We start from the raw sequence: 24,679 nt of genomic DNA on the forward strand, positions 1-24,679 counted from the left end.
ATAATTAAATTATGGCTAATTTGATAAAATTTTGGCCTATACTTAAACGTTTGCTAAAATATGGAATACCTTGGAAAAAATTGTTATTTTTAGCTAGTATATTACTATTAATCGCATCCATTGCTGAAGTTTTAGGACCAATACTAATTAGTTATTTTATTCATCATATTTTAGAAAAACAATGTTTTAATATAAAAAAAATATTATCTATTATAATTTATTTTATAGCATTACAAATTATTTCAATATCTTTACATTATCTTCAAACAATTTTATTTAGTAAAATAGCTATTAATATAGTACAAAAATTAAGATCTGAAGTAATAAATGCTGCATTAAAACAACCTATGTCTATTTTTGATACACAACAAATCGGACAAATTATATCAAAAGTTACCAATGATACAGAAGTAATAAAAGAACTATATGACACTGTCATAGTAACATTTTTTCGTAGTATAACGTTAATTAGTGTGATACTTGTAGCTATGTTTACTTTAGAATGGCGTATGGCATTAATTTCGATTACTATTTTCCCATTTATTATTGTTGTAATGATTATTTATCAACATTACAGTATACCTATTTTGAGAAATATTCGTTATAATTTAGCTAATATTAATAATAAATTCAATGAAATTATTAATGGAATGGATGTTATACAACAATTTTCACAACAAACAAGATTTAAAAAATCAATACAGAATACATGCCAAGAACATTATAATGCTAGAATGAAAACTTTAAAGTTAGATGGGTTTTTACTTAGACCTCTTTTAAGTTTATATTCAGCAATTATTTTATCAAGTTTAATGATTTTATTTAGTGTATTTCCAATGAATTTTTTTGAAGTAGGCGTACTATATGCATTTATAAATTATTTAGGTCGTTTAAATGAGCCATTAGTGGCTATCACTACTCAACAATCTATTTTACAACAAGCAATAGTTGCTGGAGAAAGAATATTTGAACTCATTGATGCACCTCAAGAATATTATGGACATGATGAAATTCCTTTAAAAAGTGGACAAATTGAAATAAAAAATTTAAATTTTAAATATCAAAAAGACTCAATAAATAACATATTAAATAATATTAATATAAAAATACCATCAAAAAGTTTTTTTGCATTTGTAGGTTACACTGGAAGCGGGAAAAGTACTTTAGCTAATATTCTAATGAAATATTATCCTATTGAAGAAGGAGAAATTTATTTCGATAATAGACCTTTATATTCATTAAGTCATAAGTTATTAAGAAATAGCATCAGCATGGTCCAACAAGATCCTATAATTCTTGCTGATACTTTTATGTCTAATATTACATTAGGTAAAAATGTATCAGAAGAAACCGTATGGAAAATATTAGAAAAAGTAAAATTAGCTAATTTAGCTAAATCAATGAAAAATGGTATTCATTCTTTATTAGGTGAACAAGGAAATAATCTATCTGCCGGTCAAAAACAATTATTAGCTATTGCTAGAATATTAATATTACATCCAAAAATTTTAATATTAGATGAAGCTACCTCTAATATAGATTCCGAAACAGAACAAGCTATTCAAAAAACAATTTCATTTATTCAAAAAAAAAGCACTTTAATTGTGATAGCACATAGATTATCTACTATTATAGAAGCAGATAAAATTATTGTTTTTGAAAAAGGAAATGTAATTGAATCAGGAACACATCAGCAATTAATTTCAATAAAAGGAAAATATTGGCAAATGTATAAATTACAATTAAACCAAAAAAATTAATAATAATTACTATAATAAATTTTTTATTTTTAATTTGTTCTGTTAGTTCTATTAGTACCTGCTTTATTTAATTTGGCTGCTTTTTTCCAAATCTGACCAGATAATTAAATTAACATTACTATGTTACTAACAGAACAAATATATTAAAAATTATACTTTCAAAAATAATCATAACATAATTATAAAAAAATATAAATATTATTTATATAAATTGTATTGAATTAGTATTTTAAAACATATTAATTTATAATATGATAATATATTAATAAATGAATTAAAATATATTAATATATGAAATATCAAGTATTAGCAAGAAAATGGAGACCACAAAATTTAGATCAAATAGCTGGTCAAAAAAATATAATTCAAGCTATTAAAAATAGTTTTATTTTAAACAGAATTCATCATGCTTGGTTATTATATGGAATGAGAGGTACTGGAAAAACCAGTATTGCTAGAATATTAGCTAAAATTCTTAATTGTAAAAATAAAAATAATGAAATAGCATGTAGAATATGTACAAATTGTAAAAATATAGAAAAAGGTACGTTTTTAGATCTGATAGAAGTAGATGCTGCTTCAAGAACGAAAGTAGAAGATATGAAAGACCTACTAAAAAATATACAATATTTACCTATAGAAGGTCAATTAAAAATTTATTTAATTGATGAAGTGCATATGTTATCAAGACATAGTTTTAATGCTTTACTAAATTATATTGAAGAACCACCAATACATGTAAAATTTATTTTAGCTACAACAAATATAGAAAAAGTTCCTAAAACTATTATTTCTAGATGTTTGCAATTAAATTTAAAACCAATTAAAGAATTAGAAATAATTGATAAAATTAAATATATTTTAAAAAAAGAAAAAATTAATTTTGAAGAACATGCTATTAAATATATTGCAAGAGTTTCAGAAGGTAGTTTAAGAGATGCATTAAGTTTAACTGAACATGCTATATTAATCGGGAAAGGAATGATTTCAGTTCAATTAATATTAGTTATAACAGGTTCACTTCATGATCATCAATCTATAAAAATTATTACCGCATTATTAAACAATCATACTGTATCTATTACATATATATTTAAAAAAATTAATCAATTAAATATAGAATGGGATCAAATTTTATTAAATATATTAAGAATTTTACATCAAATAGCTATGATACAATCTTTTCAATCTACTTGGGACAATTATGAATTTAGTAAAACAAATCATAATCAACTGATATATTTAGCAAAATCTATATCACCTCTATTGATTCATAAAAGTTATCAAGAATTGTTATTAGGAAGAAAAGAATTACCATTTGCACCAAATTCAAAAATAGGTGTTGAAATGTCTTTATTACGTTTAATCAATATTGCTAAAAAATACAACAAAACAAAAATCAAACAAAATATTGAAATTAAAAATAACAATATCAAATAAAAATAAAAATAACCGATATCCAATTAAATAAAATGCAACAATATTAATTTTATAAATATAAAAAGTATATTCCAATAATAATATAAATTTTTATAATAAAAATTATATTATTAATTGATATTAAAAATAATCAATAACATAAATATTTTTAAAAAAATTAATAACAAAGATCATAAAACAATATTAAATACATTTTAAATATTTTATATTTATCATAATTAATTTTTACTACAAAGGTGAAAAAATGTTTAATAAAAATGGATTCGGTAATCTAATGCAAGAAGCAGAAAAAATGCAAGAAAAAATAGAACAAGCACAAAAAGAAATTTCTTTAATGGAAGTTACAGGAGAATCAGGAGCTGGTTTAATAAAAATAACCATTAATGGTTCATATAACTGCACACAAGTAAAAATAGATCCTAGTTTACTTATTGATGATATTGAAATATTAGAAGATCTTGCTGCAGCTGCTTTTAATGATGCTTCAAGAAGAATTAACGAAGCAAAAAAAAAGAAAATGGAAACAGTATCTACAGGAATGACTCTTCCTTCTGGGTTTAATATACCTACATAATTAAAATAAATAAAATCTATATATTTAAATATATAAAAAATGTAATTAAATATTAGAAAATTATTTTAAAAATATAAATTAATAAAACATAAAATATATATTTTTGAATAAAAAAATACAAAAAATATCATTAATAACTTATTATTTAAAAAATAAAAAATTTATATTTATTCTCAAGGATTAATAAATGAATATTAACAAAAAAACTACATATAATTTTCAATCAGAATCAAAACAATTATTAAATCTAATGATTCATTCTTTATATTCCAATAAAGAAATTTTTATTAGAGAATTAATTTCTAATGCTGCTGATTCTATAGAAAAACTAAATTTTTATTCTATTTCTCAACCAAATTTATTTGAAAATGATCCAAATAATAAAATACAAATTTCAATTAAAGAAAAAGAGAAAATGTTAATTATTAGTGACAATGGAATAGGTATGAAATATCAAGAAGTTATTGATAATCTAGGAACTATTGCAAAATCAGGAACTAAAATATTTTTAGAATCTATAGAAAAAATTACAAAAAAAGATAATAAACTAATAGGAAAATTTGGAGTAGGATTTTATTCAGTATTTATTGTCTCTAAAAAAGTTTCTGTTTCTACTCGATATGCCGGTATGCCTATAGATCAAGCAGTATTATGGGAATCATCTGGAGAAGGAGAATTTACTGTATCACTAATTAAAAAAGAAACTAGAGGAACAGAAATAAAGCTATATCTTAAACCAGAAGAAGAAGATTTTCTACAATCATGGAAAATTAAAAATATTATTAACAAATACACCGATCATATTAGTATTCCTATAGAAATAGAATCATTTGATCCAAAAAGTAAAATATATTCTTGGGAAAAAATAAATAAAGCATCAGCATTATGGACAATCAAAAAAAATAATATTAATGAACAACAATATAAAGATTTTTATAAACAAATTACAAATGAAGACAATGAACCATTAACATGGAGTCATAATCAAGTTGAAGGGAAAATAGAATACATTAGTTTAATTTATATTCCTTCAAAATCTACATGGGATTTATGGAATAAAGAAAATAAACATGGTTTAAAATTATACATTAAACGTATTTATATTATGGATAATGCTGAACAATTTCTTCCTAATTACCTTAGATTTATTAAAGGTATTATTGATTCTAATGATTTACCATTAAATATTTCTAGAGAAATATTACAAGAAAATAAAATTAGTCAAAAACTCAAAACATCTATTACTAAAAAAATATTACTAATGTTAGAAAAATTGTCAAATCAAGATAATGAAAAATATAAAATTTTTTGGAAAGAATTTGGTTTAGTTTTTAAAGAAGGACCAGCAGAAGATCAAGAAAATAAAGAAATGATACTTAATTTATTAAGATTTACATCAATTAAATTAAACCATAAAGAACAAACATTATCATTGAAAGATTATGTAAAAAATATGTTACCGGAACAAGAAAAAATTTATTTTATTACTGCTGATAATTATGATTCAGCATATAGTAGTCCTCATTTAGAATTATTTAAACAAAAAAATATAGATGTTCTACTGTTGTCTGATCGTATTGATGAATGGATGATGAATTATATTACAGAATTTCAAGGAAAAAAATTTCAATCAGTGAGTACTACAGATAATTCAATTGATAAATTAACTAATAAAAATTCTATAGAAAACAAAGATAATAAAAATGAAATATTGTTATTTATAAAAAAAATAAAAACCATATTAGGAAATCAAATTAAAGATGTTCGATTAACTTATCGATTGACTAATACCCCTGCTATAGTAGTAACTGATGCTAATGCTATGACAACACAAATGGCAAAATTATTTTTAGCAGCTGGTCAAACAGTAAATCCTATACAATACATATTAGAAATCAATCCAGATCATAAATTCATTCAAAAAATTATTAATATTAAAGATGATACAATTAAAGATTGGATTCAATTACTTTTAGAACAAGCATTACTTGCAGAAAAAGGAACATTAGAAAACCCTAATAAATTTATTAGTTTAATGAACAATTTATTTTTAAATAATTAATAATAAAAATAACTAAAAAATAAAAAATAGTTCATTATTTAAAATATTGAACTATTAAATAAATTTCAAAACAAATAACAAGTTGATTGAATTATAGTAATAATTTAATCAACTTGTTTAAATATTTTTAAAGGATATTTTATGAAAATAATTTTAATAGGAGCTCCAGGAACAGGAAAAGGAACACAATCAAACTTTATTCAAAAAATATATAACATACCAAAAATATCCACAGGAGATTTATTAAGGAAAATTTCAATCAAAAACAATAAAAAAAATGATAGTGCAATATTCGATCAATTAAAAAAAGGAAAACTTATTAATGATAATATTATTATAGACTTAATAATCAAAAGAATTAATAAAAAAGATTGCAAAAATGGTTTTTTACTAGATGGATTTCCAAGAACTATTATTCAAGCAACAAATATAGAAAAAAATAACATAAAAATAGATCATGTAATTTACTTTTGGTTGCCCGAAAAATTAATTATAGATAGAATTATAGGTAGACAAATACATATTGCGTCTGGTAGAATTTATCATGAAAAATTAAATCCACCTAAAAGAAAAGGAATAGATGATATTACTGGAGAAAAATTAATAACTAGATTAGACGATTGTAAAAATACTATTAAAAAAAGAATAGAAGAATATAATATATTCACTGCTCCTCTAATACAATATTATATTGAAAAATTTAATCAAAATAAAATAATATTTAACAAAATAGACTGTAGAGATTCTATTTTTGATATAAAAATAAAAATAAATAATATATTAAAATAATAAAAATAAATATAAAAAATATATTGCGTTCTATAGGATTCGAACCTATGACCTACGGCTTAGAAGGCCGTTGCTCTATCCAACTGAGCTAAGAACGCTTTCTTAAAAATAAAAATATAGTATACTTCTTAAATATAATACAGGTCAATATTATTTTGATTTTTTTAAATTGATAAAAGATTAATTATATTTTTAAATATATTAATCAAATCTTACAAACAGGAAATAAAGAAATTTATTATGAAATCAAAAATTATAAATGGAAGTTTAATAGCAAATCAAATCAATTCTAATATAAAAAAAAGAATACAAAAAATAATCAAAAATGGAAAAAGACATCCAGGTTTAGCGATTATCTTTATTGGTGATAATATTGCATCTGAAATTTATATTAAAAAAAAAGAAAAATTATGTCATGAAGTCGGTATAAAATCTACTATTATACATATCCGAGAAAACATTACTGAAAAAAAAATATTATCTAATATTCATCAATTAAATGAAGATGAAAATATTGACGGAATTTTAATACAATTACCTATTCCAAAAAATATCAATCCTATTAAATTACTCAGTCAAATTAATATCAATAAAGACGTAGATGGATTACATCCATATAATACTGGACTTTTATGCCAACGTTCCCCTCGATTACGTTCATGTACTCCATATGGTATCATTACTTTGCTAAAAAAATATCATATAAACACTTATGGATTACATGCAGTTATAATAGGAGCATCTAATATTGTTGGAAGACCAATGAGTATGGAATTACTTTTAGTTGGATGCACTATTACTGTTACTCATAAATTTACTAAAAATTTAAAAAATCACGTAAGAAATGCAGATCTATTAATAGTTGCAGTAGGGATTCCAAATTTTATTAATGGAAAATGGATTAAAAAAGGTGCAATTGTTATTGATGTTGGAATTAATAGATTAAAAAATGGTAAAGTTGTAGGAGATATCAATTTTGATTCTGCTATTATTAATGCTTCTTATATTACTCCTGTTCCAGGAGGAGTCGGACCAATGACAGTTTCAATATTATTAAAAAATACATTGCAATCTTATGAAAATAAAAAATACCTTTATTAAAATTACTGTTTTATTAAAAATAATATTTTTAAATTTAATTATTTTATAACATTCCAAATAGTACCATTAACCGTATCTTCAACATAGACACCAAGGGAAACCAATTTTTTTCTTAAAATATCCGCTTTTTTCCAATTATTTTGAATTCTATATTTTTTTCGTAATTCAATTAAAAATTCTATATGATGAAAATCATAATCATATTTTTTTAAATCATTATGAAAAAAATATTTTTTATAATCTAAATTAAAACCTAAAATTTTACCTAAAATACGTAATTTTAATGCAAAAAAATTAACTTTTTCTAATTTTATATCAATAAATTTATAATAATTTATTTTTTTTGCTAAATGTAATAAAATTTTTAAGGCTGAAGGTGTATTAAAATCATCTTGCATAAAATTATGAAAATCCAATTCATATTTTGTTTGTGTTTTTTGAGAAGATATATAATTATTATCGGTATTATTTAAAGCAAAATAAATTTTTCTTAAACACAATTCTGCATGTTTTAAATTTTTTTCATTATAATATAAAGGACTTCTATAATGAGTAGAAAGACAAAAATAACGAATAGTTTCTCCATTAAATTTTTTAAATAAATCATTTAAAGTAAAAATATTATTTAAAGATTTAGACATTTTAAGATTGTTTAATACCAACATCCCTGAATGTATCCAATAATTTATAAATGATTTTTTATTATAACAAATAGACTGTGCTCTTTCATTTTCATGATGAGGAAATAAAAGATCAATTCCTCCACCATGAATATCAAATTTAGAATCTAAAAATTTATTGGCAATTGCTGAACATTCAATATGCCAACCAGGACGACCTTTACCCCATGGAGAATCCCAAAATGGTTCTGATAAATTATATACTTTCCATAAAACAAAATCTTTTTTATTTTTTTTATAATCTGAATCTAAAGATGAATAAGTGTTAGATTTTATTTTTGTTAAAAATTGATTAGATAAAATTCCATAATCCAAATAACTATCAACGGAAAAAAATACATCACCGTTTTGACCAATATAAGCATGATTATTGTTAATTAATCCAATAATCATATTAATAATATATTCAATTGAATGTGTTACACGCGGTTCAATATCAGGTGGCAAGATATTTAATTTTTTAAAATTATCATGCATGGATGAAATTATACGATTAGTTAATTCTGAAAAATTTTCTTTATTTATTATAGATTGATTAATAATTTTATCATCAATATCAGTAATATTACGTACATAATATACTGTATAACCACATTCCTGTAAATATCGAATAATACAATCAAAAACTAAAAAAGTTCTACCATGTCCAAGATGGCAATTATCATATACAGTTACTCCACAAACATATATGCTAACTTTTTTTTCTACAATTGATCTAAATATTTCTTTTTTTCTAGTTAACGTATTAAAAATCTTTAACATGAAAAATCTCCATGAACATTTATATATATATTAAATATATAATTATTAAATAATTCATTATTGATCAAAAATTAATTTATTATAAAAATATTATTTAGATTAATTAAAATAATATTCATAAATAAAAAAAAATAATATATAATTTATCAACATAAAATATATATTATTTTTTTTTATTTATGAATATTATTTTAATTAATCTAAATAATATTTTTATAATAAATTAACAAAATCCGAATAATTAAATTAAGAATATCAATTATTTAAAAATTAGAAGGTAAATAATGAGAAAAAAACTACAAGAAATGTTAACATTTCCTTGTTATTTTACATATAAAATAATTGGACTTTCTCGTCCTGAATTAATTGACCAAATTATAAGAGTTGTACAACTATGTATACCTGGAGATTACGTTCCTCAAGTAAAGTCTAGTAATAAAGGAAATTATTTATCTATTTCAATTACTATTTGTGCAAATGATTTTACACAAATTGAACAATTATATAATGAAATTAGTCAAATTAGTATGGTTAGAATGGTTTTTTAAAATTTTTATATACAATTGATTGTATAATAACAAATATAGAAATTTATTGTAAAATATTAAAAAAAAATATTATTCATTTTCAATAAAATATTATTAATTTGATTGAAATATATTTATTAATAAAATAAAAAATCAATCATTATTCCAAAATATATTTTTTTAGAGCATGTAGAATAAAAATTCCTACACGCTCTACTGCTATAAAAATATAAAACTAAAAAATAAAATCTAAGACTACAAAAAATTATAAACTAATAACATTAGCAGCTGATGGACCTTTAGCGCCTTCAGTAATTTCAAATTCAACACTTTGACCTTCAGTTAAAGTTTTAAATCCATTACTTTGGATTGCTGAAAAATGAACAAAAACATCTTTACTTCCATCTTCAGGAGTGATAAATCCAAAACCTTTAGACTCATTAAACCACTTAACATTACCTTTAATCTTAGACATCTATTATTACCTTACATGAAAATATATACTATACTTAAACAATAAGTTAGTAAATTAAATATAGTGATTGTGTTAAAAAATGATTTTTTAAAAATAAAAAATTTTCTAATATAAAAAAAAATAAAAATATTAATTTTATATAAAAATATTTTAAACAAATAATGTTTTTTAAATTAGAATTTTATAATTTTTAATAAAAGAATAACAATGTTATTGTATTATTTTTAATAATATAAATTTTAAAAAATTTAATAAATTTAATACATAAAAAATAACATTATAATAAAAATAGGAAAGAGATTTTTAATGCCTGGTAATTTCCTACTCTCACACAGGGAGACCCTGCACTACCATCGGCGTAAAAATGTTTCACTTCTGAGTTCGGAATGGGATCAGGTGGTACCATATTGCTATTATCACCAGGCAAATTATATTTTATTTTATATATTGTAATTTGTCAACAAGATTATTTATATTTATTATTTATCAAAACACCTCTGGTGTTGTAAGGTTAAGCCTCTCGGGTCATTAGTACTAGTTAGCTAAACATATTACTATGCGTACACATCTAGCCTATCAACGTCGTAGTCTTCAACGTCCCTTCAGATGACAATAAATTATTGTCCAGGGAAGATTAATCTTGGGGCAAGTTTCGTGTTTAGATGCTTTCAGCACTTATCTTTTCCGCATTTAGCTACCGGGCAATGCCATTGGCATGACAACCCGAACACCAGTGATGCGTCCACTTCGGTCCTCTCGTACTAGAAGCAGCCCCCCTCAATCTTCCTACGCCCACGGCAGATAGGGACCGAACTGTCTCACGACGTTCTAAACCCAGCTCGCGTACCACTTTAAATGGCGAACAGCCATACCCTTGGGACCTGCTTCAGCCCCAGGATGTGATGAGCCGACATCGAGGTGCCAAACACCGCCGTCGATATGAACTCTTGGGCGGTATCAGCCTGTTATCCCCGGAGTACCTTTTATTTGTTGAGCGATGGCCATTCCATGCAGAACCACCGGATCACTAAGACCTGCTTTCGCATCTGCTCGCATTATCACGCTTGCAGTTAAACTGGCTTATGCCTTTGCACTAACCTCACGATGTCCGACCGTAATTAGCCAATCTTTGTACTCCTCCGTTACTCTTTGGGAGGAGACCGCCCCAGTCAAACTACCCACCAGACACTGTTTCCATACCGGATAACGGTACTAGATTAGAATTTTAAACTGTAAAGGGTGGTATTTCAAGGATGGCTCCACTATACCTAGCGATTTAGTTTCATAGCCTCCCACCTATCCTACACATTAAAGATCAAAATTCAGTGTCAAGCTATAGTAAAGGTTCACGGGGTCTTTCCGTCTTGCCGCGGGTATACTGCATCTTCACAGCAATTTCAATTTCACTAAGTCCCGGGTGGAGACAGCCTGGCCATCATTACGCCATTCGTGCAGGTCGGAACTTACCCGACAAGGAATTTCGCTACCTTAGGACCGTTATAGTTACGGCCGCCGTTTACCGGGGCTTCATTCCAAAGCTTCAGGTTACCCTTGACTTCTTCGATTAACCTTCCGGCACCGGGCAGGCGTCACACCGTATACTTCCACTTTCATGTTTGCACAGTGCTGTGTTTTTAATAAACAGTTGCAGCCAGCTGGTATCTTCGACTAATTTCAGCTTTAGGAGTAAATCCTATTACTTACATATTAGCGTGCCTTCTCCCGAAGTTACGGCACTATTTTGCCTAGTTCCTTCACCCGGGTTCTCTTAAGCGCCTTAGTATTCTCTACCCAACTACCTGTGTCGGTTTAGGGTACGATTTAATGTTACCTGATGCTTAGAGGATTTTCTTGGAAGCGTGGTGTTGATTACTTCATCACCGTAATGATTCGTCATCATGCCTCAGATTAAAAATGATCGGATTTTCCTAATCATTATACCTACACATTTAAACCAGGACAACCGTCGCCTGGATAATCTAACCTTCTCCGTCCCCCCGTCGCAGTAACACCAAGCACAGGAATATTAACCTGTTGTCCATCGACTACGCCTTTCGACCTCGCCTTAGGTGTCGGCTTACCCTGTCCCGATTAACGTTGGACAGGAACCCTTAGTCTTTCGGCGAGCAGGTTTTTCACCTGCTTTATCGTTACTCATGTCAGCATTCGCACTTCTGATACCTCCAAAATACTTCTCAATATTTCTTCTTTGGCTTACAGAACGCTCCCCTACCCAATTAAAAATATTTAATTGCCGCAGCTTCGGTGCATAGTTTGAGCCCCGTTACATCTTCCGCGCAGGCCGACTAGACCAGTGAGCTATTACGCTTTCTTTAAATGATGGCTGCTTCTAAGCCAACATCCTGGCTGTTTATGCCTTCCCACATCGTTTCCCACTTAACTATGACTTTGGGACCTTAGCTGGCGGTCTGGGTTGTTTCCCTCTCCACAACGAACGTTAGCACCCGCTGTGTGTCTCCCGTGATAACATTCTACGGTATTCGGAGTTTGCATCGGATTGGTAAGCCGGGATGGCCCCCTAACCGGAACAGTGCTCTACCCCCGTAGATGAATTCACGAGGCGCTACCTAAATAGCTTTCGGGGAGAACCAGCTATCTCCCGGTTTGATTGGCCTTTCACCCCTAACCATAGGTCATCCGCTGATTTTTCAACATCAGTCGGTTCGGTCCTCCAGTTGGTTTTACCCAACCTTCAACCTGCCCGTGGCTAGATCACCGGGTTTCGGGTCTGTATCTTGAAACTAAATTTCGCCTATTTAGGACTCGGTTTCCCTACGGCTCCCCTATTCGGTTAACCTTGCTACAAAATACAAGTCGCTGACCCATTATACAAAAGGTACGCAGTCACTTTAAAAAAACAAAGCTCCCACTGCTTGTACGTACACGGTTTCAGGATCTATTTCACTCCCCTAACCGGGGTTCTTTTCGCCTTTCCCTTACGGTACTAGTTCACTATCGGTCAGTCAGGAGTATTTAGCCTTGGAGGATGGTCCCCCCATCTTCAGACAAGATTTCTCGTGTCTCGCCCTACTTTTTGAATTCACAATATAAATTTTTTCGTATACTGGGCTATCACCATGTATCGCTGAATTTTCCAAATCATTCTACTAAAACGTATATTGATATAAATTCTAGGCTGCTCCCCTTTCGCTCGCCACTACTTAGGGAATCTCAATTGATTTCTTTTCCTCAAGATACTTAGATGTTTCAGTTCTCTTGGTTTGCTTTACTAACCTATGAATTCAGTATAGTAATGATACTTTGTTAAGTATCGGGTTTCCCCATTCGGATACCACCGGTTATAACGTTTCTTATCAACTTACCGATGATTTTCGCAGATTAGCACGTCCTTCATCGCCTCTGACTGCCAAGGCATTCACCATGTACGCTTATTTGCTTAACCTTACAACCCACAGGTGTTTCAAAATTAAAATAATAAATATTTTTCTTGTTGCCAAATTTTTAAAGAGCATTTTAATAAAAAATTACATAAAAATTATAACTTCAACAATATAACATAAAAAAATCAAATAGTATACAAATAATTAATAAATCTAATCTATGTCCCCTAGGGGATTTGAACCCCTGTTGCCGCCGTGAAAGGGCGATGTCCTAACCACTAGACGAAGGGGACGAATATTTATATTTTTTACAATATTTTTATATACTAATATTATTAATATAAAAGAGTCAAGTTTTATTTTAAATTTTAAAATTTTATATAATTTTTTATAATAAAAATAATTTTTAAAATTAATTATAGTATTTATTTTTTAAAAAATATTAATATAAAATAACACATATTTTTATATTAACGCATATATGGCATATATTGATACGTATATCAATATATGCCATATATGCGTTAATATAAAAATATGTGTTATCCAAAATAAAAATTATTTATGTACATTTTAATAATTTTTTTAAAGAATTAATAACTGGATCTACTTTTGGTCGAATTCCATGCCATAAGAAAAAAGAAGCTGCAGCTTGATTAACTAACATTCCTATACCATTTTTTATATATTTTGCTCCATTTTTTTGACACAAAATTAAAAATGGAGTTAGACCAGATTGGTAGTACATATCATAAAAATATTTACTATTATTCAAAACTTCATCTGGTATGACGAGTTTGTCACCCGTTATACCAGATGAAGTAGCATTAATAATTAAATCAAAAGATAAATGATATAAATCGTTTAACATAACAGCTTTTATATTTCCATATTTTGAAAAGTGTGAAACTAATATTTTTGCATTATTATACGTTCTATTAAAAATAAAAATAGAACAATTAAAATCCAATAAAGAACCTATTACACCATAAGCAGCACCACCTGCTCCCAATAACAATATATTATTATTTTTTTGGATAAAATTTAAATGACATAAATCATATAACAAACCTTCTCCATCAGTGTTATCACCTAAAATAATTCCGTTTTTAAATTTTTTCAAAGTATTAACAGAATGAGCTAATTTCGCACGATAAGTTAATACATCTGAAAAAAAAAATGCTTGTTTTTTAAATGGAGCAGTAATATTAACACCTTCTCCTCCATTATTAAAAAAACCAGTTAAAAAATCAATGAAATTATTTTTAAAAACTTTTTTTGAACAATATTGATGTTGAATTCCTGTTTGTTCAGAAAATTTTTTATGGATAAAAGGGGATTGAGAATGCTTAATAGGATTACCGATTACAATAAATTTAGATAAATAATTATCCATGACGAATTATTTCCCCTGTTAAAATATTTATTATATTCGAAGGATTTTTTTTTACACCTAATTTGCCAGTCAATAACTGGATTTTATTGCCAAATTGTTGAAAAAAATCTTTTTTTGTACGACATGGTAAACTACCAGTTATATTAGCACTAGTAGAAATAATTGGTTTTCCAAAATTTAAACAAAGTTTTTTTAATAAGGAATGATTAGTAATACGAACAGCTATTAAGGATGAATTACCTACTAACCAATATGGTATTGTATGCTTTGCTGGTAATAATAATGTTGTATGACCGGGCCATAAAGAAAAAAATTTCTTTTTATGTAATATTGAAATTTTATCTTCTAATAAATAAGGTTTTAATTGATGATAATTTGCTGCTACTAGTATAAAACCTTTTTTAATACATCTATTTTTTAATTGAATTAATTTCATTACTGCTGATTTGTTATCTGGATCACAACCTAAACCAAATACAGATTCTGTAGGATAGGCTATAACATTATTTTGACGTAATTGTTTTAAACTATCATATAAAGAAATAATATTACATTGATAATTATCATCACTATATTTCAAAATATTCTCTTAATAAATAATTTTTAAATTATAATAAAAGATTATATTAATATGTTTAGTAAAAATTGAAAATAAAATATAAAAATATTCAATTAAATATTTTTAAAAATATATATCTCAATAAAAATAATATTTTATATATTCAATATAAAAACTAAAAAATTTAAGCTTTAAATTTAAATAAAAAAGTTTATAATAATTAATAATGATTATTAATTAAAACATATCAAAATATCTATGTCAGTCCTAAATCTATTATATTATCCAGATCCAGGTTTAAGAATAAAAGCTCAACCAGTTAAGATTTTCAACAACCAAATTAATAAAATTATACATGACATGTTTGATACAATGTATGCTCAAGATGGAATAGGGCTTGCTGCACCTCAAGTAGGTATAAATCTAAAAATAATTGTAATTAATATCAATCAAATGGAAGAAATAGTATTAATTAATCCTCAATTAATAGAATATTTTGGTAATTCTTATGTTGAAGAAGGATGTTTATCTATTCCTGATCAAAGATCTAAAATAAATAGATCACAAACAATTAAAATTAAAGCAATCAACAAACAAGGTGAAAAAATTGAAATTATAGCATCATCTTTACTGGCAATTTGTATTCAACATGAAATGGATCATTTAGAAGGTAAATTATTTATTGATCATTTGTCTCTTATAAAAAAACAAAGAATAGAAAAAAAAATAAAAAAATTAATTAAATTAAATAAAATATAAAAATATGTTAAAAATAATATTTGCTGGTACACCAGAATTTGCTGCTCAACATTTAATCGCATTAATTAAGTCTCAATATGTTATTTCAGCTGTTATAACAAAACCTGATAAACCCTCTGGAAGAGGAAACAAAATAATTTTTTCAGCAGTTAAAACAATTGCAAAAAAATATAATATTCCATTATTACAACCAGAAAAAATAAATAAAACAGTAGAACTATCTTTATATCATTTTCATGCTGATGTAATGATAGTAGTTGCCTATGGATTAATAATTACAGAAACGATATTAAAGATGTTTCCTATTGGATGTCTAAATATTCATGCATCTTTACTACCTCGATGGAGAGGGCCTTCACCAATACAAAGTGCATTACTTCAAGGAGATACACAAACAGGAATTACTATTATTAATATGGATAATAAAATAGATACTGGAGATATTATTTATGCTATGAAATGTAATATTTTAAAAACAGATAATACAATAACTTTAACAAAAAAATTAATTCAATTAGGTATTCAATCTATATTGATTACATTAGAAAAAATTTCAAATAATACATTTAATTATCAAAAACAAAAACAATGTCAAGCGACTTATTCAAAAAAAATAACAAAAAAACATGCAAAAATTAATTGGAAAAATGATGCTGAAATATTAGATAGAATGATTCGAGCATATAATCCATGGCCAATTAGTTATTTTATCATGAATAATATTCAAATAAAAATATTAGAAGCAAAAATTATAAAAAAAGATATCACAGAAAAAAAATCTATAGGAGAAATTATTTCTATTGACTGCAAAGGTATAAATATACAAACAAAAAAAAATATCATACAAATAAAAAAAATACAATTTCCTGGGAAAAAAATAATTACAGTAAAAGATTTTATTAATGCTCACAAAAATTGGTTTAAACTAGGAATGATACTAAAATAAAATTAATAATGATAATAAAAATTATAATAATTATTCTTTAAAATAATTGTACTGTAATTAAATAATCAAGATTAAAAAAATGGTATGAATACCATTTTTTTAATCTTGATTATTTAATTACAGTACAATTATTTTATATATTAAAATACAAAATTAAATATATTAAATACTAAAAATTTTTATTAATTACAATATTAACTATTCATCAATAAAAAAAATTATTTATTTTTTTCTCGGTCAATTAATTCAATATAAGCTATTGGTGCATTATCACCTACACGAAATCCACATTTTAAAATACGAGTATAACCACCAAGTCTAGAAATATATCTAGGACCAAATGTTTGAAATAATTTTGAAACAATTTCATTATCTCTTATTTTAGAAAAAACTAATCTACGATGAGATATAGTATCTACTTTAGAAATGGTAATTAATGGTTCAATAAACATACGTAATTCTTTTGCTTTCGATAAAGTAGTTTTTATAATTTCATGACGTAATAATGAACATGACATATTTTTAAACATAGCTTTGAAATGACTTCTTTTTCGATTTAATTTTCTACCACTCTTTCGATGCCTCATAATAATACCCTTAATTATAAATATCTTATAAAATATGAATGTTATTCATCGACAACTGATAAAGGAGGCCAATCATCTAAATGCATTCCTAATGATAAATTTCTAGCTGCTAATACATCTTTAATTTCAGTTAAAGATTTTTTTCCTAAATTAGGAGTTTTTAATAATTCCACTTCAGTTCTTTGTACTAAATCACCTATATAATGTATTGATTCAGCTTTTAAACAATTAGCAGAACGAACTGTTAGTTCTAAATCATCGACTAAACGTAATAAAAGAGGATCAACAATTGGTTTTTCTTCATGTACTTCTGGTACAAGAACATCTCTTAAATCTACAAATGCTTCTAATTGTTCAGATAATATTGTAGCTGCTCTACGGATTGCTTCTTCAGGATCAATTGTACCATTAGTTTTTATTTCAATAATTAACTTATCTAAATCAGTACGTTGTTCTACCCGTGCTGCTTCTACATTATAAGAAATCTGATCTATAGGACTATAACATGCATCTACTAATAATCTTCCTATTGTTTTTTCATTATCTTCTAAAGAAATTCTTGAATATGCTGGAATATATCCACGACCCCGTTGAACTTTAATTCTCATTTTTATTTCAGAATTCACGTCAGTCAAATGACAAATAATATGTTCTGGATTGATAATTTCAACATCCGTATTATGTATAATATCAGAAGCTGTAACTAATCCAAAACCAGATTTATTTAATGTAATTATTACTTCATCTTTACTATACAACTTTACTGCAAGATTTTTTAAATTTAATAAAATTTCAATTATGTCTTCTTGTATACCTTCTTTACTACTATATTCATGAAGAACTCCATCAATTTCCACTTCCGTGACTGCACAACCAGGCATTGAAGAAAGAAGAATACGACGTAAAGCATTTCCAAGAGTATGTCCAAATCCTCTTTCTAATGGTTCAAGAGTAACTTTTGCATGTGTAGTATTTATTTGTTTGATATCTACCAATCTTGGTTTTAAAAAATCATTAACAGAACTCTTCATGAATTTCCTCAATTCTATATTAATATTTTATTTTGAATAAAGTTCAATGATCAAATGTTCATTAATTTCTGCAGATATATCAGTACGATCAGGAATTCTCTTAATATAGCCTTCCATTTTATGTATATCTACTACTAACCAACTTGGTTTTTCTCTACTCTCTGACAATTCTAAAGCTGCTTTAATACGAGATTGATTCTGCGATTTTTTGCGGATTGTTATAATATCATTTTTAGATATTTGATAAGAAGCAATATTAACTAATTTAGAATTGACTAAAATTGATTTATGACTAACTAATTGTCTTGCTTCTGCACGTGTAGAACTAAAACCCATTCGATATACTACATTATCTAATCGATCTTCTAATAACTGCAATAATTTTTCTCCTGTATTACCTTTTAAACGTGCAGCTTTTTTATAATAATTTCTAAATTGTCTTTCTAAAATACCATACAATCTTTTAACTTTTTGTTTTTCTCTTAATTGAATAGCATAATCTGATAAACGAGGTTTTCTAGAACCATGTTGACCAGGTGGGTGGTCTGCTCTACATTTTGAATCAAGAGTACGAAAACCAGACTTTAAGAATAAATCTGTACCTTCTCGTCTACTTAATCTTAATTTAGGTCCTAAATATCTTGCCATTATATTTTATTCCTATATCTAAAAATTGTTTTAGACTCGACGTTTTTTTGGAGGACGGCATCCATTATGAGGTATTGGTGTCACATCAGTAATATTAGTAATACGAAAACCAGCTGCATTTAAAGCCCGAATAGTAGATTCACGACCAGGACCTGGTCCTTTTACCATGACTTCTAAATTTTTTATACCATATTCTTTAACTGATTCAGCACAACGTTCTGCCGCAACTTGAGCAGCAAAAGGTGTGGATTTTCTCGATCCTCTAAAACCAGAACCACCAGAAGTAGCCCAACCTAATGTATTACCTTGACGATCAGTAATACTCACAATTGTATTGTTAAATGAAGCATGTATATGTGCCACTCCATCAATAACTTGTTTTTTAACACGTTTTCTAGTACGAACTACTGGTTTAACCATAAATAATCTACTCCATAACTATTTCTTAATCGATTGCCGAGGACCCTTTCTAGTTCTAGCATTTGTTTTTGTACGCTGACCACGAACCGGTAGTCCTTTTCGATGTCTTAAACCACGATAACATCCTAAATCCATTAAACGCTTGATATTTAATGTTCGATCTCTTCTTAAATCTCCCTCTACAACAAATTTAGAAACTGCTTCTCGTAATAATTCTACTTGTGATTCTGACAAAGTAGAAATTTTTTTATTTTCAGCAATTCCTGTAGAAACACAAATTATCTTAGCACGAGTTTTTCCTATACCATATATTTCTGTTAAAGCAATAATAGCATGTTTATGATCAGGAATATTAATACCTGCAATACGAGCCATTACTTTACTCCTCGATATAATAATAAAAATAACAAATAAAAATAAAAAAATTTTAAATTATAATAAAATATTTTAACAATAAAAAAATTTTTTTAACCTTGACGTTGTTTATGTTTTGGATCATTAGTACAAATAACTCGAATAACATTTTTTCTACGTACAATTTTGCAATTTCTACATAATATTTTCACTGATGCTCGTACTTTCATTATTATTCCTCAAAAATTAACAACAATTAAAATATTTTAATTCTCAAAAATTAAAATTAGATTTTTTTAATATAGAATCATATTGATTCGACATAATCAAAGTTTGTAATTGAACAATAAAATCCATAATCACTACCACTACTATTAATAATGAAGTTCCACCAAAATAAAATGGAACATTCATAGCACTACGAAGAAATTCTGGAATAAGACAAATAAAAGTAATATATAATGCATTAATTAAAATTAGACGTAACATAATTTTATTAATATATTTAGCAGTTTTTTCTCCTGGTCTAATTCCTGGTATAAAAGCTCCTGATTTCTTTAAATTATCAGCTGTTTCACGAGGATTGAATACTAATTCTGTATAAAAGAAACAAAAAAAAATAATAGTTATCACATACAAAATTAAATATACTGGCTGATTCGGTTGAAAATAAAATGTGAGAGATGATAACCAATAAAAATAATTGATACCACTTAACCAAGATGTTATAGTCGCTGGAAATAACATTAAACTAGAAGAAAAAATAGCTGGAATTACACCAGACATATTCACTTTTAATGGCAAATAAGTATTATTTGAAATATACATTCTTCTACCTTGTTGTTTACGAGCATAATGAACAACAATGTTTCTCTGACTTCTTTCAATAAAAACCACTAAAAAAGTTACTAAGAAAATTAATAATAAAACAATGCATAATGTAAAAATATTTAAATTTCCTTTTCTCACTTCTTCTAATGTATTTCCAACAGCACCAGGAAAACCTACTAAAATACCTGCAAAAATTATAATTGAAATTCCATTTCCAACACCACACTCAGTAATTAACTCTCCTAACCACATTAAAAATATAGTACCTGTAACTAAACTTAAAACAGCTAAAAAATAAAAATTAAAATTTGGGTTAATCACCAAATCCTGCATTCCAGGTATAAAAGGTAAACTAGTAGCAATACCAATCGATTGCAACAAAGCAAGAAACAAAGTAGTATATCTTGTATATTGATTAATTTTTTGTCTACCTATCTCACCCTCTTTTTTTAAATCTTTAAATTTAGGATATATTAATGTTAAAACTTGTAAAATAATAGAAGCTGAAATATATGGCATAATTCCTAAAGAAAAAACAGAAGCACGACTAAGAGCTCCACCAGAAAACATATTAAACATTTCAATAATTGTACCTTTTTGATTATCAATCAATTGGGACAAAACAATAGTATTAATACCTGGTATAGGAATAAACGCTCCGATTCGAAAAATTAATAAAGAAAGAATAACAAAATACAATCTTTTTTTTAATTCTGTTAATCCATGATTAACACTTGTATGATTTGTTCTTATTTTTTTATCCATGATATACTACTTAACCTCGATTATTTTACCACCTAATTCTTCAATTTTAGCACGAGCACCGCTTGTTATACGAAGACCTTGAATAGTAAGTGGTATATTAATCTCACCAGAAAGAATTATTTTTACATACTTAATATTACGATTTACTAAATTATAAAATTTCAATTTTTCTAAATCAATAATATCATCTGTAATGTTTTTTAATTCACACAATCTAACTTCTGCTGTAATAGATTTTTTACGAGATACAAAACCAAATTTTGGAATACGACGATATAATGGCATTTGACCTCCTTCAAATCCACGACGAATAGTACCACTAGATCTTGATTTTTGACCTTTGTGACCTCTACCAGCTGTTTTTCCAAATCCAGATCCTATTCCTCTACCTAATCGCTTTTTAGTTTTATGAACATTTTTACAAATTGATATAGTATTTAAATACATTAGATTATTCCTTGTTAACGAATAACATGTAAGATACTTTTTTTATCATACCCTGAATAGAAAGAGTATTTTTTCGATATACACTATGTCCAATACGCTTTAATCCTAATCCTATTAAAGTAGCTTTATGTTTAGATAAACGACCTATTGAACTTTTTATTTGAGTAATTTTTATTATTTTATTCATAATCTAATTACCTAAAATATCATTTATAGATTTATTACGTTTAGCTGCTATCATATCTGGAGAACTCATATTTTCTAATCCTTTTATTGTAGCTCTAACAATATTAATCGGATTTGTTGAACCATAAGCTTTAGCTAATACATTATGAATTCCTGCTACTTCTAATACTGCACGCATAGCACCTCCTGCAATTATCCCAGTTCCATCAGAAGCTGGTTTCATAAATACACAAGAACCTGTATGCGAACTTTTTAAAGAATGTTGTAATGTTTTATTTTTTAAAGGTATTGTTATCATATTTCTTCTTGCTTTTTCCATAGCTTTTTGAATCGCTGCAGGAACTTCTCGTGCTTTACCATAACCAAAACCTACTCGGCCTTCACCATTCCCAACTACTGTTAACGCTGTAAAAGAAAAAATACGACCTCCTTTTACAGTTTTTGAAACACGATTAACAGAAATTAATTTTTCTTGTAATTCATTACCTACATTTTTTTCTAAATTAGCCATTTCAATTTTTTTACCTTAAAATCTGAGTCCAAATTTTCTCGCTGATTCTGCTAATACTTGAATTCTACCATGATATTGAAAACCAGAACGATCAAAAGAAACTACTGTTATTTTTTTATCTAATGCTCTTTCAGCAATAATTTGACCAAGCAATGCTGCTGATTCTTTGTTTCCAGTATATTTTAAAGATGAAAACAAACTTTTTTCTAACGTTGATGCTGAAACTAACACATTAGAATTATCTGCAGAAATAATTTGAACATACATATGACGAGAAGTACGATGTACTACTAAACGAATCGTATGTAAATTTTTAAATTGACAACGTAAACGTCTTGCTCGACGCATCCTAGATACTTTTTTACTAATTGCTGTATCAGATTTCATCTTACTTCTTTTTAGCCTCTTTTATATTTATTATTTCGTTTTCATATCGAATGCCCTTTCCTTTATATGATTCAGGAACACGATATGAACGTAAATTAGCAGCAACCTGTCCAACTAATTGTTTATCGGCTCCTCTTAAAATAATTTCATTTTGAGAAGGAAGTTCTGCATAAATACCAGTAGGTAAAGTATATTTTATCAAATGCGAATATCCTAAAGACATATCAATTACATTATTTTTGTTTATAGTAATACGATATCCTACACCTAACAACTGTAATTTTTTACAAAAACCACGGGTTACACCTATTATCATAGATGCTACTAATGCTCTAATAGTACCTGCTTGAGCCCAACCATTAGAATGTTTTAATTTATTTCTAAACGTTAACAAATTATTATTATAATGCACTTCAACACTATGATGAATCTTTTTAGTTAATGTAATTTTATTATTTTTAATTGTAATACTATATTGATTTAATATTACATCTACTTCAGGAGGAACAACAACAGGACACTTAGCAATACGAGACATTTTCCCTCCTAATCATTAATTAAGCTATAGAACAAATAATTTCGCCACCAAGCCCCATTTTACGAGCTAAATGATCTGTCATTAAACCTTTAGATGTAGAAATGATAGCAATACCTAACCCATCCATAATTTTTGGTAATTTACTATTTTTTTTATATATTCTCAAACTAGGTCTACTAATACGTTTAATATTTACAATGACTGGTTTGCCACGAAAATACTTTAAATATATTTCAAGTTCTACAAGAGAAATATTATTTACACAATAATCTTTAATATATCCTTCTTCTTTTAAAACACGACCTATAGATTGTTTTAATGTAGAATGAGGCATTTTTACTGAAATTTTATTAGCGATTTGTCCATTACGAATACGAGTTATCATATCAGATATAGGATCTTGCATACTCATCTATGTTTTTCCTAATGTTTTATTTATCATTATATTCTACCAACTAGATTTTCTTAAACCAGGAATTTCTCCTCTCATAGCAGCTTCTCTAACTTTCATACGACTTAAACCAAATTTTCTTAAAAATGCATGTGGACGACCTGTTTGACTACATCTATTTCTTTGACGAGATGGACTTGAATCACGAGGTAATGTCTGTAATTTCAACACAGCTTTCCATCTATTTTCTTGAGATAAAGTTAAATTAGAAATAATAGCTTTTAATTTTTTTCTCTGAATAAAAAATTTAGTAGCTAGTTTAATACGTTTTACTTCTCTCGCTTTCATTGATTCTTTAGCCATTTTAAATAAAACCTCATTTCTATCATAG

The 24,679-nt window shown here is 26.6% G+C and carries 27 protein-coding genes, 2 tRNA genes and 2 rRNA genes; 9 read left to right on the plus strand and 22 right to left on the minus strand.

The window, feature by feature from the left end:
* The first annotated feature begins 11 nt into the window (after window positions 1–11).
* The 5 genes from AB4W51_RS02100 (at window position 12) to AB4W51_RS02120 (ending at window position 6,625) form a co-directional block, all read left to right on the plus strand.
* Window positions 12–1,760 (plus strand): SmdB family multidrug efflux ABC transporter permease/ATP-binding protein, encoded by a 1,749-nt coding sequence (locus AB4W51_RS02100; protein ID WP_367676482.1) that lies wholly within the window; start codon window positions 12–14, stop codon window positions 1,758–1,760.
* Window positions 1,761–2,051: 291 nt separating this feature from the next.
* Complete coding sequence (gene dnaX / locus AB4W51_RS02105; protein WP_367676483.1) at window positions 2,052–3,200, plus strand: DNA polymerase III subunit gamma/tau; 1,149 nt, start codon at window positions 2,052–2,054, stop codon at window positions 3,198–3,200.
* A 244-nt stretch (window positions 3,201–3,444) separates the two neighbouring features.
* A complete protein-coding gene (locus AB4W51_RS02110) occupies window positions 3,445–3,774 on the plus strand; it encodes a YbaB/EbfC family nucleoid-associated protein (RefSeq protein ID WP_367676484.1) in 330 nt (109 codons plus the stop codon).
* Between the two features lie 187 nt (window positions 3,775–3,961).
* The gene (htpG, locus tag AB4W51_RS02115; protein WP_367676485.1) at window positions 3,962–5,836 is read left to right on the plus strand and encodes a molecular chaperone HtpG; all 1,875 of its coding nucleotides are present in this window, start codon (window positions 3,962–3,964) and stop codon (window positions 5,834–5,836) included.
* Window positions 5,837–5,977: 141 nt separating this feature from the next.
* The gene (locus tag AB4W51_RS02120) at window positions 5,978–6,625 is read left to right on the plus strand and encodes an adenylate kinase family protein (protein ID WP_367676486.1); all 648 of its coding nucleotides are present in this window, start codon (window positions 5,978–5,980) and stop codon (window positions 6,623–6,625) included.
* Window positions 6,626–6,649: 24 nt separating this feature from the next.
* Here AB4W51_RS02120 and AB4W51_RS02125 read toward each other — a convergent pair.
* Window positions 6,650–6,723, minus strand: a tRNA-Arg gene (locus AB4W51_RS02125).
* A gap of 142 nt (window positions 6,724–6,865) precedes the next feature.
* On the opposite strand from AB4W51_RS02125, the gene folD reads away from it, so the two are divergent.
* The gene (gene folD / locus AB4W51_RS02130; protein ID WP_367676487.1) at window positions 6,866–7,726 is read left to right on the plus strand and encodes a bifunctional methylenetetrahydrofolate dehydrogenase/methenyltetrahydrofolate cyclohydrolase FolD; all 861 of its coding nucleotides are present in this window, start codon (window positions 6,866–6,868) and stop codon (window positions 7,724–7,726) included.
* Between the two features lie 38 nt (window positions 7,727–7,764).
* On the opposite strand, the gene cysS is transcribed toward folD, so the two are convergent.
* The gene (gene cysS, locus AB4W51_RS02135; protein WP_367676488.1) at window positions 7,765–9,168 is read right to left on the minus strand and encodes a cysteine--tRNA ligase; all 1,404 of its coding nucleotides are present in this window, start codon (window positions 9,166–9,168) and stop codon (window positions 7,765–7,767) included.
* Between the two features lie 284 nt (window positions 9,169–9,452).
* Here cysS and ybeD point away from each other — a divergent pair, with 284 nt between their 5' ends.
* Window positions 9,453–9,716, plus strand: a complete 264-nt coding sequence (ybeD, locus tag AB4W51_RS02140; RefSeq protein ID WP_367676489.1) for a DUF493 family protein YbeD — start codon at window positions 9,453–9,455, stop codon at window positions 9,714–9,716.
* A gap of 244 nt (window positions 9,717–9,960) precedes the next feature.
* Here ybeD and cspE read toward each other — a convergent pair whose 3' ends face one another.
* The 6 genes from cspE to AB4W51_RS02170 form a co-directional block, all read right to left on the minus strand.
* On the minus strand, window positions 9,961–10,170 hold the full coding sequence (gene cspE / locus AB4W51_RS02145) for a transcription antiterminator/RNA stability regulator CspE (RefSeq protein ID WP_265196743.1): 210 nt from the start codon (window positions 10,168–10,170) through the stop codon (window positions 9,961–9,963).
* Window positions 10,171–10,478: 308 nt separating this feature from the next.
* A 5S ribosomal RNA gene (rrf, locus tag AB4W51_RS02150) occupies window positions 10,479–10,594 on the minus strand.
* Window positions 10,595–10,677: 83 nt separating this feature from the next.
* Window positions 10,678–13,594, minus strand: a 23S ribosomal RNA gene (locus AB4W51_RS02155).
* Between the two features lie 159 nt (window positions 13,595–13,753).
* Window positions 13,754–13,825: transfer RNA gene (locus AB4W51_RS02160), tRNA-Glu, on the minus strand.
* 269 nt (window positions 13,826–14,094) lie between these two features.
* Complete coding sequence (gene aroE, locus AB4W51_RS02165; RefSeq protein WP_367676490.1) at window positions 14,095–14,928, minus strand: shikimate dehydrogenase; 834 nt, start codon at window positions 14,926–14,928, stop codon at window positions 14,095–14,097.
* Window positions 14,921–15,508 carry a Sua5/YciO/YrdC/YwlC family protein gene (locus AB4W51_RS02170; protein WP_367676491.1) on the minus strand — a complete coding sequence of 196 codons (588 nt, stop codon included), beginning with the start codon at window positions 15,506–15,508 and terminating at the stop codon, window positions 14,921–14,923. Before AB4W51_RS02170 ends, aroE begins: the two co-directional genes overlap by 8 nt.
* A 237-nt stretch (window positions 15,509–15,745) precedes the next feature.
* On the opposite strand from AB4W51_RS02170, the gene def reads away from it, so the two are divergent.
* Together def and fmt are read left to right on the plus strand one after the other, a co-directional pair.
* Window positions 15,746–16,246: a peptide deformylase gene (def, locus tag AB4W51_RS02175; RefSeq protein ID WP_367676492.1), complete on the plus strand. Its 501-nt coding sequence runs from the start codon at window positions 15,746–15,748 to the stop codon at window positions 16,244–16,246.
* A gap of 4 nt (window positions 16,247–16,250) precedes the next feature.
* Window positions 16,251–17,192 (plus strand): methionyl-tRNA formyltransferase, encoded by a 942-nt coding sequence (gene fmt, locus AB4W51_RS02180; RefSeq protein ID WP_367676493.1) that lies wholly within the window; start codon window positions 16,251–16,253, stop codon window positions 17,190–17,192.
* Between the two features lie 218 nt (window positions 17,193–17,410).
* Here fmt and rplQ read toward each other — a convergent pair whose 3' ends face one another.
* The 14 genes from rplQ to rpsN all read right to left on the minus strand — a co-directional run bounded on the left by rplQ (window position 17,411) and on the right by rpsN (window position 24,651).
* On the minus strand, window positions 17,411–17,779 hold the full coding sequence (rplQ, locus tag AB4W51_RS02185) for a 50S ribosomal protein L17 (protein ID WP_367676494.1): 369 nt from the start codon (window positions 17,777–17,779) through the stop codon (window positions 17,411–17,413).
* 41 nt (window positions 17,780–17,820) lie between these two features.
* Entirely contained in the window at window positions 17,821–18,810 is a 990-nt protein-coding gene (gene rpoA / locus AB4W51_RS02190) for a DNA-directed RNA polymerase subunit alpha (protein ID WP_367676495.1), read from the minus strand.
* A gap of 27 nt (window positions 18,811–18,837) precedes the next feature.
* Window positions 18,838–19,458, minus strand: coding sequence for a 30S ribosomal protein S4 (rpsD, locus tag AB4W51_RS02195; protein ID WP_367676496.1), 621 nt, complete (start codon window positions 19,456–19,458; stop codon window positions 18,838–18,840).
* 30 nt (window positions 19,459–19,488) lie between these two features.
* The gene (gene rpsK, locus AB4W51_RS02200; protein WP_367676497.1) at window positions 19,489–19,878 is read right to left on the minus strand and encodes a 30S ribosomal protein S11; all 390 of its coding nucleotides are present in this window, start codon (window positions 19,876–19,878) and stop codon (window positions 19,489–19,491) included.
* 18 nt (window positions 19,879–19,896) lie between these two features.
* Window positions 19,897–20,253 carry a 30S ribosomal protein S13 gene (gene rpsM / locus AB4W51_RS02205; protein WP_367676498.1) on the minus strand — a complete coding sequence of 119 codons (357 nt, stop codon included), beginning with the start codon at window positions 20,251–20,253 and terminating at the stop codon, window positions 19,897–19,899.
* Between the two features lie 92 nt (window positions 20,254–20,345).
* Window positions 20,346–20,462, minus strand: coding sequence for a 50S ribosomal protein L36 (gene rpmJ, locus AB4W51_RS02210; protein WP_367676499.1), 117 nt, complete (start codon window positions 20,460–20,462; stop codon window positions 20,346–20,348).
* A gap of 43 nt (window positions 20,463–20,505) precedes the next feature.
* Window positions 20,506–21,828, minus strand: a complete 1,323-nt coding sequence (gene secY / locus AB4W51_RS02215; protein ID WP_367676500.1) for a preprotein translocase subunit SecY — start codon at window positions 21,826–21,828, stop codon at window positions 20,506–20,508.
* Window positions 21,829–21,834: 6 nt separating this feature from the next.
* A complete protein-coding gene (rplO, locus tag AB4W51_RS02220) occupies window positions 21,835–22,275 on the minus strand; it encodes a 50S ribosomal protein L15 (RefSeq protein WP_367676501.1) in 441 nt (146 codons plus the stop codon).
* Window positions 22,276–22,279: 4 nt separating this feature from the next.
* On the minus strand, window positions 22,280–22,462 hold the full coding sequence (gene rpmD / locus AB4W51_RS02225; RefSeq protein WP_367676502.1) for a 50S ribosomal protein L30: 183 nt from the start codon (window positions 22,460–22,462) through the stop codon (window positions 22,280–22,282).
* Window positions 22,463–22,465: 3 nt separating this feature from the next.
* Window positions 22,466–22,972 (minus strand): 30S ribosomal protein S5, encoded by a 507-nt coding sequence (gene rpsE, locus AB4W51_RS02230; RefSeq protein WP_367676503.1) that lies wholly within the window; start codon window positions 22,970–22,972, stop codon window positions 22,466–22,468.
* 15 nt (window positions 22,973–22,987) lie between these two features.
* A complete protein-coding gene (gene rplR, locus AB4W51_RS02235; protein WP_367676504.1) occupies window positions 22,988–23,359 on the minus strand; it encodes a 50S ribosomal protein L18 in 372 nt (123 codons plus the stop codon).
* Between the two features lies 1 nt (window position 23,360).
* Window positions 23,361–23,897, minus strand: coding sequence for a 50S ribosomal protein L6 (gene rplF / locus AB4W51_RS02240; RefSeq protein WP_367676505.1), 537 nt, complete (start codon window positions 23,895–23,897; stop codon window positions 23,361–23,363).
* Between the two features lie 19 nt (window positions 23,898–23,916).
* Entirely contained in the window at window positions 23,917–24,309 is a 393-nt protein-coding gene (rpsH, locus tag AB4W51_RS02245) for a 30S ribosomal protein S8 (RefSeq protein WP_367676506.1), read from the minus strand.
* A gap of 36 nt (window positions 24,310–24,345) precedes the next feature.
* Window positions 24,346–24,651, minus strand: coding sequence for a 30S ribosomal protein S14 (gene rpsN / locus AB4W51_RS02250; protein WP_367676507.1), 306 nt, complete (start codon window positions 24,649–24,651; stop codon window positions 24,346–24,348).
* Between the last annotated feature and the right edge of the window lie 28 nt (window positions 24,652–24,679).

The organism is Buchnera aphidicola (Eriosoma grossulariae) (assembly GCF_964059045.1).
Taxonomy (GTDB): Bacteria; Pseudomonadota; Gammaproteobacteria; order Enterobacterales; family Enterobacteriaceae; genus Buchnera_D; species Buchnera_D aphidicola_A.

What these genes read in the sequence shown, in the direction of transcription:
- AB4W51_RS02100 (WP_367676482.1), top strand. Translation starts at nt 12, where the DNA reads ATGGCTAATTTGATAAAATTTTGGCCTATACTTAAACGTTTGCTAAAA.
- dnaX (WP_367676483.1), top strand. Translation starts at nt 2,052, where the DNA reads ATGAAATATCAAGTATTAGCAAGAAAATGGAGACCACAAAATTTAGAT.
- AB4W51_RS02110 (WP_367676484.1), top strand. Translation starts at nt 3,445, where the DNA reads ATGTTTAATAAAAATGGATTCGGTAATCTAATGCAAGAAGCAGAAAAA.
- htpG (WP_367676485.1), top strand. Translation starts at nt 3,962, where the DNA reads ATGAATATTAACAAAAAAACTACATATAATTTTCAATCAGAATCAAAA.
- AB4W51_RS02120 (WP_367676486.1), top strand. Translation starts at nt 5,978, where the DNA reads ATGAAAATAATTTTAATAGGAGCTCCAGGAACAGGAAAAGGAACACAA.
- folD (WP_367676487.1), top strand. Translation starts at nt 6,866, where the DNA reads ATGAAATCAAAAATTATAAATGGAAGTTTAATAGCAAATCAAATCAAT.
- cysS (WP_367676488.1), bottom strand. Translation starts at nt 9,168, where the DNA reads ATGTTAAAGATTTTTAATACGTTAACTAGAAAAAAAGAAATATTTAGA.
- ybeD (WP_367676489.1), top strand. Translation starts at nt 9,453, where the DNA reads ATGAGAAAAAAACTACAAGAAATGTTAACATTTCCTTGTTATTTTACA.
- cspE (WP_265196743.1), bottom strand. Translation starts at nt 10,170, where the DNA reads ATGTCTAAGATTAAAGGTAATGTTAAGTGGTTTAATGAGTCTAAAGGT.
- aroE (WP_367676490.1), bottom strand. Translation starts at nt 14,928, where the DNA reads ATGGATAATTATTTATCTAAATTTATTGTAATCGGTAATCCTATTAAG.
- def (WP_367676492.1), top strand. Translation starts at nt 15,746, where the DNA reads ATGTCAGTCCTAAATCTATTATATTATCCAGATCCAGGTTTAAGAATA.
- fmt (WP_367676493.1), top strand. Translation starts at nt 16,251, where the DNA reads ATGTTAAAAATAATATTTGCTGGTACACCAGAATTTGCTGCTCAACAT.
- rplQ (WP_367676494.1), bottom strand. Translation starts at nt 17,779, where the DNA reads ATGAGGCATCGAAAGAGTGGTAGAAAATTAAATCGAAAAAGAAGTCAT.
- rpoA (WP_367676495.1), bottom strand. Translation starts at nt 18,810, where the DNA reads ATGAAGAGTTCTGTTAATGATTTTTTAAAACCAAGATTGGTAGATATC.
- rpsD (WP_367676496.1), bottom strand. Translation starts at nt 19,458, where the DNA reads ATGGCAAGATATTTAGGACCTAAATTAAGATTAAGTAGACGAGAAGGT.
- rpsK (WP_367676497.1), bottom strand. Translation starts at nt 19,878, where the DNA reads ATGGTTAAACCAGTAGTTCGTACTAGAAAACGTGTTAAAAAACAAGTT.
- rpsM (WP_367676498.1), bottom strand. Translation starts at nt 20,253, where the DNA reads ATGGCTCGTATTGCAGGTATTAATATTCCTGATCATAAACATGCTATT.
- rpmJ (WP_367676499.1), bottom strand. Translation starts at nt 20,462, where the DNA reads ATGAAAGTACGAGCATCAGTGAAAATATTATGTAGAAATTGCAAAATT.
- secY (WP_367676500.1), bottom strand. Translation starts at nt 21,828, where the DNA reads ATGGATAAAAAAATAAGAACAAATCATACAAGTGTTAATCATGGATTA.
- rplO (WP_367676501.1), bottom strand. Translation starts at nt 22,275, where the DNA reads ATGTATTTAAATACTATATCAATTTGTAAAAATGTTCATAAAACTAAA.
- rpmD (WP_367676502.1), bottom strand. Translation starts at nt 22,462, where the DNA reads ATGAATAAAATAATAAAAATTACTCAAATAAAAAGTTCAATAGGTCGT.
- rpsE (WP_367676503.1), bottom strand. Translation starts at nt 22,972, where the DNA reads ATGGCTAATTTAGAAAAAAATGTAGGTAATGAATTACAAGAAAAATTA.
- rplR (WP_367676504.1), bottom strand. Translation starts at nt 23,359, where the DNA reads ATGAAATCTGATACAGCAATTAGTAAAAAAGTATCTAGGATGCGTCGA.
- rplF (WP_367676505.1), bottom strand. Translation starts at nt 23,897, where the DNA reads ATGTCTCGTATTGCTAAGTGTCCTGTTGTTGTTCCTCCTGAAGTAGAT.
- rpsH (WP_367676506.1), bottom strand. Translation starts at nt 24,309, where the DNA reads ATGAGTATGCAAGATCCTATATCTGATATGATAACTCGTATTCGTAAT.
- rpsN (WP_367676507.1), bottom strand. Translation starts at nt 24,651, where the DNA reads ATGGCTAAAGAATCAATGAAAGCGAGAGAAGTAAAACGTATTAAACTA.